Source organism: Sphingobium bisphenolivorans (assembly GCF_000412635.1).
Lineage (GTDB): Bacteria > Pseudomonadota > Alphaproteobacteria > Sphingomonadales > Sphingomonadaceae > Sphingobium > Sphingobium bisphenolivorans.
In genome coordinates this window covers 183,503-197,917 of record NZ_ASTG01000003.1, presented here as the reverse complement: position 1 = coordinate 197,917, position 14,415 = coordinate 183,503, and the positions used below count along the sequence as shown (strand labels likewise).

Genomic DNA, 14,415 nt, shown 5'->3' with positions numbered 1-14,415 from the left:
CTTTCTCCGTTCAGGCCGCCGCGGGCTGCATGCCCGGCTTCAGCACGATCTTGGTCACTTCATTCTGCTTGTCGTGGAACATGCGATAGCCTTCGGCCGCATCCTCCAGCGGCATGCGGTGGCTGATGAGGAAGGTCGTATCGATCTTGTCCTCCATGATGGCGTTGAGCAGCGCGGGCATATAATGCTGCACATGCGTTTGCCCGGTCTTCAGCGTCAGCCCCTTCTGCATGAAGGCGCCGAGGGGGAATTTGTCGACGAAGCCGCCATAGACTGCCGGCATCGACACCCGCCCGCCCTTGCGGCAGGCCAGAATCGCCTGCCGGATCGAATGAGCGCGGTCGGTGCCCATGAAGGTCGATACCTTGATTTGATCCCAGATATTGTCGGCAAAGGCGCCATGCGCCTCCAGCCCCACGGAATCGATACAGGCGTCTGGGCCGATGCCGCCGGTCATCTCCATCAGCGCGTCGTAGGTCTTGCTTTCCTCATAATTGATCGTCTCGGCCCCGAACTGGCGGGCGAGTTCCAGGCGGCGCGGGAAGTGATCGATGGCGATCACCCGCTCTGCACCCATCAGGAAGGCGGACTGGACGGCGAACAGGCCTACCGGGCCGCAGCCCCAGACAGCAACCGTGTCGCCCGGCTCGATCTCCGCATTTTCCGCAGCCATCCAGCCGGTCGGGAGGATGTCGGAGAGGAACAGGACCTTGTCGTCGTCCACGCCATCGGGAATGACGATCGGCCCGACGTCGGAAAAGGGCACACGCACATATTCCGCCTGCCCGCCTGCATAGCCGCCCGTCATATGGCTGTATCCGAACAGCCCTGCCATCGGATGGCCGTAGATCGACTGCGCAATATCCTGATTGTCGGCAGGCAAGCCATTGTCGCAGGCGGAATATTGATGCTTGCCGCAATGGAAGCAGTTGCCGCAGGAAATGGTGAAGGGAACGACGACGCGCTGACCTTTCTTCAGCGTCGATCCCGATCCCACCTCGATCACCTCGCCCATGAACTCGTGGCCGAGGATGTCGCCCTTTTGCATCGTCGGGATATAGCCGTCATAAAGGTGCAGGTCCGACCCGCAGATCGCGGTCGAGGTAATGCGGATGATGGCGTCGCGCGGGTTGACGATTTCGGGATCATCGACGGTTTCGACGCGGACGTCATGCTTGCCATGCCAGGTGAGCGCACGCATTATTGCTGTTCCTCCTCATATTCGCGCCGGTTGCGTGCCGCCGTCGCGACCTCGCCCGTTTCCATCAGCTGTTTGAAGCGGCGCAGGTCGCGGCGGGCCTGAATGGCGGGCTCGCGCTGAAAAATCTTGGCGATGACTTTGCCGACGATGCCGGCGGGCGGGTCATAGAGGATGGTCGCGGTCACCCATGTACCGCGCCCGTCCGGCGCATCGCGAAATTCGACGCGGCCGCTATTGGGCACATCGGCCCCTTCCTCCGATGCCCAGGCGATCAACTCGCCCGGCTTGTCTTCGGTGATCACGGAAATCCATCCCACCGTCGTGCCGCCGGGCGCCTTGACCTCCCAGCGGGAACGGCGATCGTCAAGCGGCTCCACCGCGACGACATTTTCCATGAAATGGGGAAGATTGCCAACGTCCCGCCAGAAGGAATAAAGCTCCTCCCGAGGACGATCGATCGTTACCGTCTTGCCGACCAGGCTGTCGCCCTTGGCCTCCGCCAGGGTTTCGCTCGCCCGACCTGCCGTGTCTCCATGCTTCGCCGTGCTGAGCGGGGCGTCATCGCCCCGGCTCTGGATCTCTTCCATGCCGACCCTCCTGTGATTGGTAGGGCAGCAACCAGTTCACGCCGCGTGCCGTTCCACCTCACACCGACAAAAGAGGGCAAAGCATCCCATTGTTAACATGGATGAGTCAGGCCCCGGCATAGATCCTGTCGAGCAGCCGCGCGACATCAAGCAGCCGTTCCGCACCGGCGTCAAAGCCGCGATCGACCGCAAGCCGATTACTCCAGTCGACGATCGCGCGACCGCCCCAATCATCGGGTGGAGAGGTCAGGCGCTCGCAGGACGTACCCCGCATATACTCTGCAGCGAAGTCGTAGAAGGAGCCGTCCATATTGCGGATCTGCGCGCCGCCCTCGGTGCCGTAGAAGGCGGCCGAGATGATCGCATCCTGCCCGGCGTGAAGCCGCCACGAACAGGTGAGGCGCAGCGTTGCTCCGCTCGCGAGTTCGACCATGGCGGTCGCATAATCCTCGCAAGCCGCCCCGCGATCCAGCAGCGGACGGCCGTTGCTCTTGAGCGCGCTGCTGACGCTCACCACCTCGGGAAAATCCAGCAGCCATAGGGCGAGATCGGCCAGGTGAATGCCAAGGTCCATGACACAGCCGCCGCCCGACTCCAGCGGATCGTAGAACCACGGCTTGTCCGGCCCATAGGCGTTGTGGAAGGTCAGATCGATGCTGTGCACATGACCCAGCGTCCCCTGATCCAGCAGCCGGCGGACGGCCTGCACCGCTTCGGTAAAGCGGTAGGACATGTCGATGCCCAGCAGGCGATCGTTGCACCGGGCGGCACTGATCACGTCGCTGACCTCACTCGCGCTGCGGCCGAGCGGCTTCTGGCAGAATACGGCGATGCCGGCGTTCAGCGCGCGGATGGCCTGCGTGGCGTGGAGCGCGCTCGGCGTCGCGATCACCAGCCCGTCCAGATCAAGCGCGAGCATCGCGTCGAGGTCGGCGGCGATCTCCGCGTCGGCGGCAAGGTCGCGAGCGGCGGCAAGACAGGATGCGTCCGGGTCGGACAAGGCGCTGACCTCCACATGCGGCAGACTGGCGAGCGCGCCCAATCGATGCCGTCCGATCCAGCCTGTGCCGAGAAAACCGAGGCGGAGAGGTGCCGCCTTCGGCTCTGTAATGAGGGTCGGTTGAGCAGAGGTCAGAGACATATCAGGGCCTTCATAAAGCCATCGGGACGGTCGCGGGTGGCGTCGAGCGCCTCGCCCAGCCGGTCGAGCGGATAGCGGTGCGTGTAGAGCGCCCTTGGGTCGATCCGTCCGTCCTCCACGGCGGTCAGTGCGTCCCTCATGCCCTGGATATAGGCCTGCGGGTCGCGCTCATGCGCGTTCACCACATCGATGCCGCGCCAGTTCCACAGCTGCATATTGACCTGCCGCGGCCCGTCCTGATGATAGCCCGCCACGATCAACCGCCCACGCACCGCCGTCAGTTCTGCTGCAAGATCCAGCGGCCATTGCATGCCGACAGCCTCGATCACCCGGTCGCAGAAGCGACCGCCGGTAAGCTCGCGCACCTGATCGATGATCGCGTAATGATCGTCCATCGGGATCGTCTCGGCCGCGCCGAACTGCCGGGCAAGATCAAGCGCGAACGGCCGGCGCCCGATGGCAATGACACGGGCGCCAGCCTTCGCTGCAAGCTGCGTCAGCAGGGCGCCCAGAAAGCCGATGCCGATAATCGCCACCGTCTGGCCGGCATGAATATCAGCGCGGGCATGGATATTCATCGCGCAGCCCAGCGGCTCGCCGGGGAAGGGCTGATCGCCCAACGCTTCGGGCAGGCGCACGACGGCGCTCGCATCCACCAAATCCTGCTCGGCATAGGCGTTATAGGAAAGCGCCGCGACACGGTCGCCCACGCGCAGATCAGTGACCTCCGCGCCGAGTGCGTCAATGGTCCCCCATCCCTCATGCCCCAGCGACCCAGCCGCCGTCGGAAACTGCATCCACTCAGGCCCGGACCATGGCGTGAGGTTCGACGCGCAGACGCCGCATCCCTCCAGCTTCACGCGCACCTGTCCCTTTCCGGGCGTCGGCAGCGGCACATGATCGATCTCGACCACCCCGGGGCCCGTGACGATGGCGGCGCGCATCGAATGGCCCGTCATGCACGAACCTCGCGCAGCTGTGCGGCCGGCCTTTCCGCCAGAAAGGCCTCCATCGCGGCATGTGCGGCATCGTCGCTCATCTGCTCGGGCGGGTGCTTGCATAGCCAGGCGGATGGCGCAATGACCGGACCGCCGATGCCGCGATCCAGCGCCACGCGCGCGCAACGGATCATGTCGATGGCGACGCCCGCGCTGTTCGGGCTGTCCTCGACCGACAGGCGCAGTTCGAGGTTCATGGGCACGTCACCGAATAACTTCCCTTCCATGCGCAGGAAGCAGACCTTGTTATCATTCTGCCACGGCACATAGTCGGATGGCCCGATATGAATATTGTCCTCGTCCAGCCGGGACTTGGCAACGGCCTGAACCGCTTCGGTCTTGGAGATCTTCTTCGAGCGAAGCCTTGTCCGGTTCGCCATGTTGAGGAAATCCGTATTGCCGCCGGTATTCAGTTGATAGGTCCGGTCCAGAGTCACGCCACGTCGTGCGAACAGGTCGGTGAGCACGCGATGGACGATGGTCGCACCCATCTGCGCCTTGATGTCGTCGCCGATCAGCGGAACCCCGGCAGCTTCGAAGCGTGCCGCCCATTCCGGTTCACTGGCGATGAACACCGGAATCGCGTTCACGAAGGCGACGCCCGCTTCCAGCGCGCAGCCGGCGTAGAACTCGCTCGCCACCTGTGACCCGACGGGCAGATAGTTGATAAGCACATCGGCGCCGACCTCCCGCAGCCGGTTCACGATCATATGGCGGTCGGGCTGCTCGGCTTCGGCGGTGACAAAGGTGCGATGTTCGGGTGCCTCATCCATATGATCGGCGACGCCGTCGAACACCGCGCCCATCTCGACCTGCACGCCGCTCGGCGGCACCGTGTCGCAGAAGCGCTGGGTGCAGTTGGGCGGCGCGAAAATCGCCTCGGCCACATCGCGGCCGACCTTGCGGGCATCGATGTCCCAGGCTGCCGCGATCTCGATATCGGCGGGCCTGTAGCCGCCGAGCTCGAAATGCATGAGGCCGGAGGCATCGTTCTTCTCCGCATAATAGGCAAGCCCCTGCACCAGCGAGCTGGCGCAATTGCCGACGCCGACGATCGCGAGGCGGATCGGCCGATTGGCTATGGCAGGCATAAGTCTCTCCTTCATTAGCCGATGGCTTGCGCGGCCTGCGGGATGGCGGGTGCGTAGCGCTCGATGGCCCAGGCGCAGAAATCGGCGAAGGCCTGAGCATCGACGGGAGCGCTGCTGTGATGCGGTGCGAGGCCGAGATGCTCGGGCGTGAAGCAGAAGGTCAGCGTTACCTCGAACGGCTCGAGCGCGGCGATCATCCGGTCGAACCATTCGATCGCGCCCGGACGAAAGCTATCGGCCCAGCTCAGCCCCGTGCGCAAGTGACGCACGCCCAGACGCTTCATCGTCGCGACCGCTTCATCGAGGCGTGGATCCTCGAAATGGAACCATTGCATCAGGCCCATCCGGTCGGCCACCTTCGCATAATCGTCGAGAGCGGGCTTTGGCGTGCCATCCTCACGGATCAGGCCCATGTAGAAATGACGATAATAGCTCGATCCCTCCGCCTCGCGGTGCCGCGTCGTCGCGCCCCAGCTTTGTGGCAGGTCGTAGAGCGAATACCAGTAGATGCGCGGCACCCGGCCGATCAGCAGTTCCGCGGTGCGGTTGAGGCCGAAGACCTGCACTTCCTCCGCGCCGAAGGAGCCGACGCCGACCTCCGTGACCCAGACCTCCTTGTCGGGCACCACCGCCTCGATCTCCGCGATCTTGTCGGGCCAAGCGTGGATCGGCCACAAATTCCAGTCGAGCGGGAAGCCGTGGACCGCCACCACATCGACCGCGTCGAGGGCACCATGCTCGCGCATCCGCTGCGTCCAGCCGGGATCGATCGGTGACATGCCGCCCAGAACGCGGGTGAGCCCTGGATTGACATCCGCGATGGCGCCCCCCGCCCGTATCACCAGATCGGCGTAGAGCGACCAGTCGGGATCAAGTTCCGGGTCCCAATGCGACTTGTTGTTGGGCTCGTTCCAGATCATCGCGGCTTCGATCATCCTTGCTTCTCCTTATTGTTCTTAAGCGACCAGCTGATTGAGCAGGACGAGGCGAGCATCATCATGAGCTATCTCCAGCTTCGATATCGACGCCGGGGCGACATCGAAGCGATGAATATTGTTGAGATCGAGGCCGAGATAATGAGCGATCGTTCCGCGTATGATGTCGCCATGGCTGACACAGACGATCGATCGAACATTCTCGTCCTCCTTCCGACATTCGATATAATCGACCGTACGGTGGACGGCTTCCCGCATGCTCTCACCGGCAGGCGGGCGGGCCGTCGATCTTCGCTCATTCCAGTCGTGCCAGAGGGGATCGCTCCCCAACATTGTAAAACTTCTTCCTGTCCAGTCTCCAAAATCAATTTCGTTCAACGCGTCCTCTATCACGAGCTCTCCGCCCTGCTCCCGCGCGATTGCCGCAGCGGTCTGCCGCGCGCGCAAGCAGGGACTGGTCGCAACCAAATCAATCGGTTCTAGTTGGAGATGCTTGGCGAGGCGAAATGCTTGTTCAGTCCCCGCCGCGTTCAGCGGAAGGTCGGAACGTCCACTTAATACGCGTCCCAACTCGTCATGAGCAGCATGACGGACAAGAAGGACGTTCAGCATCTCAGGCTATTCAGCAGCTTCAACATAGATGCTGTCTAACCACAGCCTTTCATGCTCGGTTCCCGAACGCAACGAACTAACCGCCGTGATAAATACCTGAATTACACCGCGATAACTTGCGTTATCTTCCAAACAGGTCGTCGGGAACATGAAGAAGAAGATGAAGTTGCTTCCCCCGTTATTCCATACAGCGGGAGGAGGTCGGCGTGGAGCATGTTCTCGTAACAGGCGGAGCGGGGTTCATCGGGCGTTACATATGCCAGGAACTGCTGCGCCGAGGCAAGAAAGTCCGCGTTCTCGACAGTCTGATCGAACAGGTGCACGGATCGGCCGGCCGCCCCGAAGCGCTGGCCCCGGAGGTTGAGCTGATCCGCGCCGACATCCGCAATGGCGCGGCCGTGGAAAAGGCGCTGGTCGGCATCGACAGCATCATCCACCTCGCCGCCGAAGTCGGCGTCGGCCAGTCGATGTACGAGGTCGAGCGCTACACCTCCGTCAATGAAGTCGGCACCGCGGTGCTGTTCGAAAAGCTGATCGATCATCCGGTCCGCCGCGTCGTCACCGCTTCCTCCATGAGCATTTATGGCGAGGGCCTCTATCGCGACCAGCAGGGCAATTTGCTCCAGGAAGTCGCCCGCTCCGGCGTGCGCGACGGGCTGCGCCAGTGGAACCCGGTCGATGCGGAAGGCAATCCCCTGATCCCGCTGCCGACCCCGGAATGGAAGCGCCCCTCGCTCGCGTCCATCTATGCGCTCGGCAAATATGCGCAGGAGCGCGTCACCCACATCATGACCGAGCCCTATGGCATGGAGGGCGTCACGCTGCGCCTGTTCAACGTCTATGGGCCGGGGCAGGCGCTCTCCAATCCCTATACCGGCGTGCTGGCGATCTTCGCCTCCCGCCTGCTCAATGGGCAGCGCCCGATGATCTTCGAGGATGGCGCGCAGCGCCGCGACTTCGTCCATGTCCGCGACGTCGCCCGCGCCTTCGCCGACGCGCTCGACCTGCCCGCAGCGGCAGGCGGCACGTTCAACATCGGCTCGGGCCACGACCGATCCATCAGCGAGGTTGCAACCGCCCTCGCCGCCGCCATGGGCCGCAACGATCTGGAGGCGGAGATCGTCGGGCGCGCGCGCATCGGCGACATCCGCCACTGTTTCTGCGACACCAGCCAGGCGATGGAAAGGCTGGGCTTTGCCGCGCAGGAGGACTTCCACGCAGGCCTTGCCGAACTGGCCGAGTGGGTCGCCTGCCAGGAAGCCGAGGATCGCGTCGCCGAAGCGCGCGCCGAGCTGGAAACCAGAGGACTGGTGGCATGAGCGGGCAGCCATCCGACCGGCCGTTGCTGGTCACCGGCGGCGCGGGCTTCATCGGCGCCAATCTGGCGGACCGGCTGATGAACCTGGGCCATCGGGTCATCATCTATGACTCGCTCGCCCGCGCGGGCGTCGAGGATAATCTGCGCTGGCTGGAGGAACGCCACGGCCAGCGGATGGAGGCGGTCATCGCCGATATTGCCGACCGGGCCATGCTGCGCGACTGCGTGAACGCTGCGGCCGGCGTCTTCCATCTGGCGGCGCAGGTGGCGGTAACCACCAGCCTCGAAGATCCGCGCCGCGACTTCGAGGTCAATCTGATGGGCACGTTCGACCTGCTCGAACTGGTGCGCGCCCGCTCCATCCCCTTGATCTTCGCCTCGACCAACAAGGTCTATGGCGACCTCGGCGATATCGACCTGCAACTTACGGATCGGGGTTATCACCCCGTCGATACGGCTTGGGCGGGGCATGGCGTCCATGAGCGGCGGCCGCTCGACTTCCACACCCCCTATGGCTGCTCCAAGGGCGCCGCCGACCAATATGTGCTGGATTATGCGCGCAGCTTCGGCATTCCAACGGCCGTCCTGCGCATGAGCTGCATCTACGGTCCCCTGCAATGCGGGACGGAGGATCAGGGCTGGGTGGCTCATTTCGCGCTACGGGCGCTCGCGGGCGAGCCGATCACGCTTTACGGCGACGGCCATCAGGTGCGCGACATCCTCTATGTGGCCGATGCGGTAGAGGCTTATGTCGCCGCGTGGCAGCGGATCGAGAGCGTGAAGGGCCGGGCCTTCAACCTTGGCGGCGGCCCGGACAATGCCGTCAGCCTGCGCCACCTGATCGGCTATATCGAACGGCGGACGAACCGCAGCATCACCATCGAGACCGCGCCTTGGCGCGCCGGCGATCAGCGCTGGTTCGTTGCCGATGCCCGCGCGGCCCGCCAGGCGCTGGCCCTGCCCGCCCCGCTCGACTGGCAGGAGGGCGTGGGCCGCCTGATCGACTGGCTCGGGCGAGACAGCGTTGATGCCGTGCGCGAGGTGGCGGCATGACGATGCGCCACCTGCTTATGACGGCGGACGCCGTAGGCGGTGTGTGGACCTATGCGCTGGACCTGGCGCAGCAACTGGCTCCGCACGGCTACCGCACGACGCTTGCGATACTCGGCCCCTCTCCCGACGCAGCGCAGCGCGCGGCGATGGAGCGGGTAGAGGGGCTCTCATGGATCGACACCGGCCTGCCGCTGGACTGGACCGCGCCAGACGCCGCCAGCGTGCGGGCGACGGCGACGGCGCTGGCGACATTGGCGGGAGAGTTGCGGCCCGATCTATTTCAGGTCAACGCCCCCGCCCTCGCCTGCGCGCGTCATCCGGACATTCCACTGATCGTCGCCACCCACAGCTGCATGGCGACCTGGTGGGACGCGATGGAAAGCGGCCCGATGCCTGCCGATTTCGCCTGGCGAACCGACCTCGCGCGCGAGGGGCTGGCGCAGGCCGACCGCTGCGTCGTGCCGACCGCCGCCTTCGGGGAGGCGGTCGCCCGCTGCTATGGCCTCGGAACTGCGCCCATGGCGGTGCATAACGGCCGCCTGACCAAACCCCCGCAGCCTTCCGCGCCCCATGATTGCGTCTTTACGGCGGGTCGCCTCTGGGACCGCGCGAAGAATGTCCAGACGATGGATGCGGTCGCCGGCCGGCTCGCCATCCCGTTCAAGGCAGCCGGCTCACTCGCCGGCCCCAATGGCGAAAGAGTCGAGCCGCGCCATCTGTGCCTGCTCGGCCAAGTCGACGGCGACCGCATGGCGCAATGCCTCTCCGCCCGCCCGGTCTTCGTTTCCGCCGCGCGCTATGAGCCGTTCGGCCTCGCCGTGCTGGAGGCGGCAGCGGCGGGCTGCGCGCTCGTCCTGTCCGACATACCGACCTTCCGCGAACTCTGGGACGGCGCCGCGCTCTTCCTCCCGCCTGACGATGACAAGGGCTTCGCTCGCGTCATCGAGGGTCTGATCGGCGACGTACGCTGGCGCGCCGAAATGGGCGAGGAGGCAGCGATCCGGGCGCAGCGCTACAGCGCGCAGAACATGGCCGACCAAATGGCGCAGCTCTACGGCGCCCTTACCCCCAATTCGGCTCGGAGGGCGGCATGAAAATCGTCTATTTCACCCATAGCCTGCTGTCCTGCTGGAACCATGGCAATGCCCATTTCCTGCGCGGCGTCCTGCGAGAACTCATCGCGCGCGGCCATGACGTTACCGCGTGCGAACAAGCTGACGGCTGGAGCCTCTCGCAGCTTCTGGCCGATCATGGCGAGGCGGGCTTGATCCCCTTCCGCCGCGCTTATCCGGAACTTGGCGCCCTTTCCTACCACTCGTCGGAGGAATGGCGCACGTCGGTCGAAGCTGCCGATCTGGTGATCGTGCATGAATGGAACGATCCGGCTCTGGTTGCGGAGATCGGTCGCATGCGCCGTCAGGGCGGCCGCTTCCAGCTTCTGTTCCACGACACCCACCATCGCGCTGTCAGCGACCCGCAAGCGATCCGCGCCTTCGACCTGCAGGATTATGACGGCATCCTCGCCTTTGGTGAGGCACTGTCGGAAGTCTATCGCCGCTGGGGCTGGGCCGATCGGGTCTGGACTTGGCACGAGGCCGCCGACCTCCGCCTGTTCCGCCCCGCCGCCCATGAGCAGCGGCGCGAGGGCCTCGTCTGGATCGGCAATTGGGGCGATGGCGAGCGCACGGCCGAGCTGGAGGATTTCCTCTTCCGCCCCGCAAAGTCGGCGGGCCTGCCGCTCGACATCTACGGCGTCCGCTACCCGGAGGAGGCAAGGCGCACGCTCGACCGCTATGGCATCCGCTATCATGGCTGGGCGGCAAACGCCCGCGCGCCGGAGATTTTCGCGCGCCACCTCGCCACCGTTCATGTGCCACGTCGCCATTATGCCACGCAGCTGCCGGGCATTCCGACGATCCGCATGTTCGAGGCGCTGGCTTGCGGCATCCCTCTCGCGTCTGCGCCGTGGGAGGATAGCGAGGGCCTGTTCAGGGGCGGGCAGGACTATCTGATCGCCCGAAACGGCGCGGAAATGACGGCGCACCTGCGCGCGCTTGCTGCGGACCCCACCCTTCGCGAGAGCCTTGCCCGCCACGGCCTTGAAACCATCAAGGCGCGGCACAGCTGCGCCCACCGCACCGACGAGCTGCTGCGCATCGTCGATACGCTCCGCCCCGCGATGACGGTTCAGCAAAGGATCAGTGCATGAAGATCGCCTTTTACGGCTCCAGCCTCCTGTCCTCCTACTGGAACGGCGCGGCCACTTATTATCGCGGCATATTGAAGGCGCTTGCCGCACGGGGGCACCAGGTCAGCTTCTACGAGCCGGATGCGTTCGACCGCCAGCAGCATCGCGACATCGATCCGCCTGAATGGGCAAAGGTGGTCGTCTATCCCGCTACCCCCGATGGCCTTGCAGGCGTGCTCGGCGCGATGAGCGATGCCGATGTGGTGGTAAAGGCAAGCGGCGTCGGCGTGTTCGACACCGAATTGACGGAAGCGCTGGTGGAGCGGCCTCGCCCGGACGCGCTGCGCATCTTCTGGGATGTGGATGCGGCCGCGACGCTGGACGAGATGGCCGCCGCGCCCGATCACCCCGTCCGCCGCGCCCTGCCCGATATCGACCTGGTGCTGACCTATGGCGGCGGCCCGCCGGTGATCGACGCCTATCGGGCGATCGGCGCGAGGCGGTGCGAGGCGGTGTATAACGCGCTCGATCCCGACACTCACCATCCGGTCCCACCAGTTGAGCGCTTCCGCGCGGACCTCGCCTTTCTAGGCAACCGCCTCCCCGACCGCGAGGCACGGGTCGAGGAGTTCTTCCTCCGCGCCGCCTCCCTCCTTCCCGAAGCCCGCTTCCTCATCGGCGGCAATGGCTGGAAGGAGCGCGCTCTGCCCGCCAATGTGGAAGCGATCGGCCATGTCTACACGGCCGAGCATAACGCTTTCAACACCACGCCCCGCGCTGTCCTCAACATCGCCCGCGACAGCATGGCGCGCGTGGGTTTCTCGCCCGCGACCCGCGTGTTCGAGGCCGCCGGCGCCGCCGCCTGCCTCATCACCGACGCATGGGAGGGCATAGAGCTATTTCTCGAACCCGGCCGCGAAGTGCTGGTCGCCCGCGACGGGCAGGATGTGGCCCACCTTATCCGCGAGCTCACACCTGAACGGGCCGCCGCCATCGGCGAAGCGGCGCGGCTGCGCATCACGCGCGACCATGTCTATGAGAAGCGCGGAGCACAGGTGGACGCGCTACTCCGCGCCCACGCGAGAAAGGTGGTGGCGGCATGAAGCTCGTCGTCCTCGGCCTCAGCCTGTCCTCCTCCTGGGGCAACGGTCACGCCACAACCTATCGTGCCCTCCTGTCCGCCTTCGCCGCGCGCGGGCACGACATCCTGTTCCTGGAGCGGGACGTGCCCTGGTACGCCAACAGCCGGGACATGCCCGACCCTAATTTCTGCAAGCTCGCCTTTTATGCCGATCTGGAAAGCCTTGCCCAATGGCGTGACGAGATCGCCGGGGCGGATGCGGTCATCGTCGGCTCCTACGTGCCCGACGGGGTAGGCGTGGGGGAGCTGGTGCAAAGCTGGGCGCGTAACGTCACCGCCTTCTACGATATCGACACGCCCGTTACCCTCTCGCTGCTGGAAAGCGGGCAGCATGATTATATCAGCCCCGCGCTGATGCCGGGTTACGATCTCTATCTCTCCTTCACCGGCGGACCTACGCTCCGGCTCATCGAGGAACGCTATGGCGCCCCAGCCGCCCGCGCCCTCTATTGCGCGGTCGATACCGATCACTACCGCCCTGTCGCAACGGAGAAGCGTTGGGATCTCTCCTATCTCGGCACCTACAGCGCCGATCGCCAGCCGACGCTGGAGCGGCTGCTGATCGAGCCGGCCCGCCGAATGCCCGACAAATGCTTCGTGGTCGCCGGCCCCCAATATCCCGCCGACATCGACTGGCCGGAGAATGTCGAGCGCATCGATCATCTGCCGCCCGCCGATCATCCCGCCTTCTACTGTGCATCGCGCTACACGCTGAACGTCACACGCGCGGACATGATCGCTGCGGGCTGGTCGCCCTCCGTCCGCCTGTTCGAGGCCGCTGCCTGCGGCACGCCAATCCTGACGGACATATGGCCGGGCCTTGAGGAAGTGTTCGAACCCGGCCGCGAGATCGCCTTCGCCCCGGGCACCGATGCGGTGGTCGCGGCGCTCGGCCAGGACGGCGCCGCCATGGGCCACGCCGCCAGAGCGCGGGTGCTTGCCGAACACAGCGGCGCGCGCCGGGCGGAGCTTCTGGAACAACTGATCGAAGAGGCCGCGCAGCGCCGCGATGCCGAACAGCTTTTGACCATCGGGAAGGATGCCGCATGAAAGAAAAGAAAATAGCACTGGTCGCTGGTGGCGCGGGTTTCATCGGCTCGCATCTTTGCGCGCGGCTGCTCGAACAGGGCTGGGACGTGCTGTGCCTCGACAATATGCTGACGGCGCGGCCCGGCAATCTCCGGGCGCTGACCAACCATCCCGGGTTCAGCTTCGTGCGCGCCGACATCACCGATCCGCTGCCCGACGAGGTGGTGGAGCAGGCCGACCGGATCGAGCGCATCTATAATCTCGCCTGCGCCGCGTCCCCGCCGCATTATCAGTCGGACCCCGAACATACGATGCTCACCAATGTCGTCGGCACGGACCGCCTGCTGCGGCTCGCGGAACAGAGCGGCGCCCGCTTCCTCCTCACCTCCACCAGCGAGGTGTATGGCGATCCCGAACAGCACCCGCAGCGGGAGGATTATCGCGGCTGGGTGAACTGCACCGGCCCGCGCGCCTGCTATGACGAGGGCAAGCGCGCGGCGGAGGCGATGGCCTTCGACTTCGGGCGTCTGCAACGGGCGGAGGTGCGCGTCGCGCGCATCTTCAACACCTACGGCCCGCACATGGACCCGCGCGATGGCCGCGTAGTGTCGAACCTCATCTGCCAGGCGCTGGAGGGGCAGGAAATCACCATCTATGGCGACGGCAGCCAGACCCGCAGCTTCTGCTATGTGTCGGACCTGGTCGACGGCCTCATCCGCTTGATGGAGGCGAAGGACGTATCGCTCACCCCGGTCAATCTCGGCAATCCGGAAGAATATACGATCACCCAGCTGCTGGAGCAGGTCCGCGCGCTCGTGCCGACCACGGCGGAGGTCGTGTACCATCCCCTGCCCGTAGACGATCCGCGCCGCCGGCGCCCCGACATCGGTCGGGCAAGAGCGCTGCTGGGCTGGGCGCCGCGCGTGCCGCTTGCTGCCGGCCTCGCCGAAACCGTACGATGGTTCGCGGAAGAAATGCAGCGCATGCAGCTGCTGGAGCTCCCCGTGCAGGAAACCCGCCTGTCGGCCTGATACCAGAAGCGACACCGTTCGCTTCGAGCAGCATCGAGCGAAGTCGATATGTGTCCGTCGAGAAGGCATAAGCAATTCTCGACAAGCTCG

General features: G+C 65.1%; 14 protein-coding genes. 7 read left to right on the top strand and 7 right to left on the bottom strand.

Annotation, left to right across the window (positions count from 1 at the left end):
* Positions 1 to 10: 10 nt before the first annotated feature.
* From L858_RS0103235 to L858_RS21180, 7 genes are all read right to left on the bottom strand, one after another.
* Complete coding sequence (locus L858_RS0103235) at positions 11 to 1,201, bottom strand: zinc-dependent alcohol dehydrogenase (RefSeq protein WP_022681709.1); 1,191 nt, start codon at positions 1,199 to 1,201, stop codon at positions 11 to 13.
* Complete coding sequence (locus L858_RS0103230; protein ID WP_022681708.1) at positions 1,201 to 1,788, bottom strand: SRPBCC family protein; 588 nt, start codon at positions 1,786 to 1,788, stop codon at positions 1,201 to 1,203. The genes L858_RS0103235 and L858_RS0103230 overlap by 1 nt, the downstream gene beginning before the upstream one ends.
* Positions 1,789 to 1,894: 106 nt before the next feature.
* Entirely contained in the window at positions 1,895 to 2,929 is a 1,035-nt protein-coding gene (locus L858_RS0103225) for a Gfo/Idh/MocA family protein (protein WP_022681707.1), read from the bottom strand.
* Positions 2,920 to 3,888 (bottom strand): MDR/zinc-dependent alcohol dehydrogenase-like family protein, encoded by a 969-nt coding sequence (locus tag L858_RS0103220; protein ID WP_022681706.1) that lies wholly within the window; start codon positions 3,886 to 3,888, stop codon positions 2,920 to 2,922. The genes L858_RS0103225 and L858_RS0103220 overlap by 10 nt, the downstream gene beginning before the upstream one ends.
* Positions 3,885 to 5,018, bottom strand: coding sequence for an inositol-3-phosphate synthase (locus tag L858_RS0103215; RefSeq protein WP_022681705.1), 1,134 nt, complete (start codon positions 5,016 to 5,018; stop codon positions 3,885 to 3,887). The genes L858_RS0103220 and L858_RS0103215 overlap by 4 nt, the downstream gene beginning before the upstream one ends.
* Before the next feature lie 14 nt (positions 5,019 to 5,032).
* Entirely contained in the window at positions 5,033 to 5,953 is a 921-nt protein-coding gene (locus L858_RS0103210; protein WP_022681704.1) for a beta-xylosidase, read from the bottom strand.
* 21 nt (positions 5,954 to 5,974) lie between these two features.
* The gene (locus tag L858_RS21180) at positions 5,975 to 6,565 is read right to left on the bottom strand and encodes a histidine phosphatase family protein (RefSeq protein WP_028055754.1); all 591 of its coding nucleotides are present in this window, start codon (positions 6,563 to 6,565) and stop codon (positions 5,975 to 5,977) included.
* 206 nt (positions 6,566 to 6,771) lie between these two features.
* Here L858_RS21180 and L858_RS0103200 point away from each other — a divergent pair, with 206 nt between their 5' ends.
* Genes L858_RS0103200 through L858_RS0103170 form a run of 7 tightly spaced genes read left to right on the top strand, consistent with a single transcriptional unit; the run spans position 6,772 to position 14,325 of the window.
* Positions 6,772 to 7,884 (top strand): SDR family NAD(P)-dependent oxidoreductase, encoded by a 1,113-nt coding sequence (locus L858_RS0103200; RefSeq protein WP_022681703.1) that lies wholly within the window; start codon positions 6,772 to 6,774, stop codon positions 7,882 to 7,884.
* Positions 7,881 to 8,936: an SDR family NAD(P)-dependent oxidoreductase gene (locus L858_RS0103195; protein WP_022681702.1), complete on the top strand. Its 1,056-nt coding sequence runs from the start codon at positions 7,881 to 7,883 to the stop codon at positions 8,934 to 8,936. Before L858_RS0103200 ends, L858_RS0103195 begins: the two co-directional genes overlap by 4 nt.
* Positions 8,933 to 10,030, top strand: coding sequence for a glycosyltransferase family 4 protein (locus L858_RS0103190; RefSeq protein WP_022681701.1), 1,098 nt, complete (start codon positions 8,933 to 8,935; stop codon positions 10,028 to 10,030). The genes L858_RS0103195 and L858_RS0103190 overlap by 4 nt, the downstream gene beginning before the upstream one ends.
* Entirely contained in the window at positions 10,027 to 11,145 is a 1,119-nt protein-coding gene (locus tag L858_RS0103185) for a CgeB family protein (RefSeq protein ID WP_022681700.1), read from the top strand. The genes L858_RS0103190 and L858_RS0103185 overlap by 4 nt, the downstream gene beginning before the upstream one ends.
* Complete coding sequence (locus L858_RS0103180; RefSeq protein WP_022681699.1) at positions 11,142 to 12,227, top strand: CgeB family protein; 1,086 nt, start codon at positions 11,142 to 11,144, stop codon at positions 12,225 to 12,227. The genes L858_RS0103185 and L858_RS0103180 overlap by 4 nt, the downstream gene beginning before the upstream one ends.
* On the top strand, positions 12,224 to 13,315 hold the full coding sequence (locus L858_RS0103175) for a CgeB family protein (protein ID WP_022681698.1): 1,092 nt from the start codon (positions 12,224 to 12,226) through the stop codon (positions 13,313 to 13,315). Before L858_RS0103180 ends, L858_RS0103175 begins: the two co-directional genes overlap by 4 nt.
* Positions 13,312 to 14,325: a UDP-glucuronic acid decarboxylase family protein gene (locus L858_RS0103170; protein WP_022681697.1), complete on the top strand. Its 1,014-nt coding sequence runs from the start codon at positions 13,312 to 13,314 to the stop codon at positions 14,323 to 14,325. Before L858_RS0103175 ends, L858_RS0103170 begins: the two co-directional genes overlap by 4 nt.
* Positions 14,326 to 14,415: the final 90 nt, after the last annotated feature.

Coding starts and splice junctions, on each gene's coding strand:
- L858_RS0103235 (WP_022681709.1), bottom strand. CDS start 1,201: ATGCGTGCGCTCACCTGGCATGGCAAGCATGACGTCCGCGTCGAAACC.
- L858_RS0103230 (WP_022681708.1), bottom strand. CDS start 1,788: ATGGAAGAGATCCAGAGCCGGGGCGATGACGCCCCGCTCAGCACGGCG.
- L858_RS0103225 (WP_022681707.1), bottom strand. CDS start 2,929: ATGTCTCTGACCTCTGCTCAACCGACCCTCATTACAGAGCCGAAGGCG.
- L858_RS0103220 (WP_022681706.1), bottom strand. CDS start 3,888: ATGACGGGCCATTCGATGCGCGCCGCCATCGTCACGGGCCCCGGGGTG.
- L858_RS0103215 (WP_022681705.1), bottom strand. CDS start 5,018: ATGCCTGCCATAGCCAATCGGCCGATCCGCCTCGCGATCGTCGGCGTC.
- L858_RS0103210 (WP_022681704.1), bottom strand. CDS start 5,953: ATGATCGAAGCCGCGATGATCTGGAACGAGCCCAACAACAAGTCGCAT.
- L858_RS21180 (WP_028055754.1), bottom strand. CDS start 6,565: ATGCTGAACGTCCTTCTTGTCCGTCATGCTGCTCATGACGAGTTGGGA.
- L858_RS0103195 (WP_022681702.1), top strand. CDS start 7,881: ATGAGCGGGCAGCCATCCGACCGGCCGTTGCTGGTCACCGGCGGCGCG.
- L858_RS0103190 (WP_022681701.1), top strand. CDS start 8,933: ATGACGATGCGCCACCTGCTTATGACGGCGGACGCCGTAGGCGGTGTG.
- L858_RS0103185 (WP_022681700.1), top strand. CDS start 10,027: ATGAAAATCGTCTATTTCACCCATAGCCTGCTGTCCTGCTGGAACCAT.
- L858_RS0103180 (WP_022681699.1), top strand. CDS start 11,142: ATGAAGATCGCCTTTTACGGCTCCAGCCTCCTGTCCTCCTACTGGAAC.
- L858_RS0103175 (WP_022681698.1), top strand. CDS start 12,224: ATGAAGCTCGTCGTCCTCGGCCTCAGCCTGTCCTCCTCCTGGGGCAAC.
- L858_RS0103170 (WP_022681697.1), top strand. CDS start 13,312: ATGAAAGAAAAGAAAATAGCACTGGTCGCTGGTGGCGCGGGTTTCATC.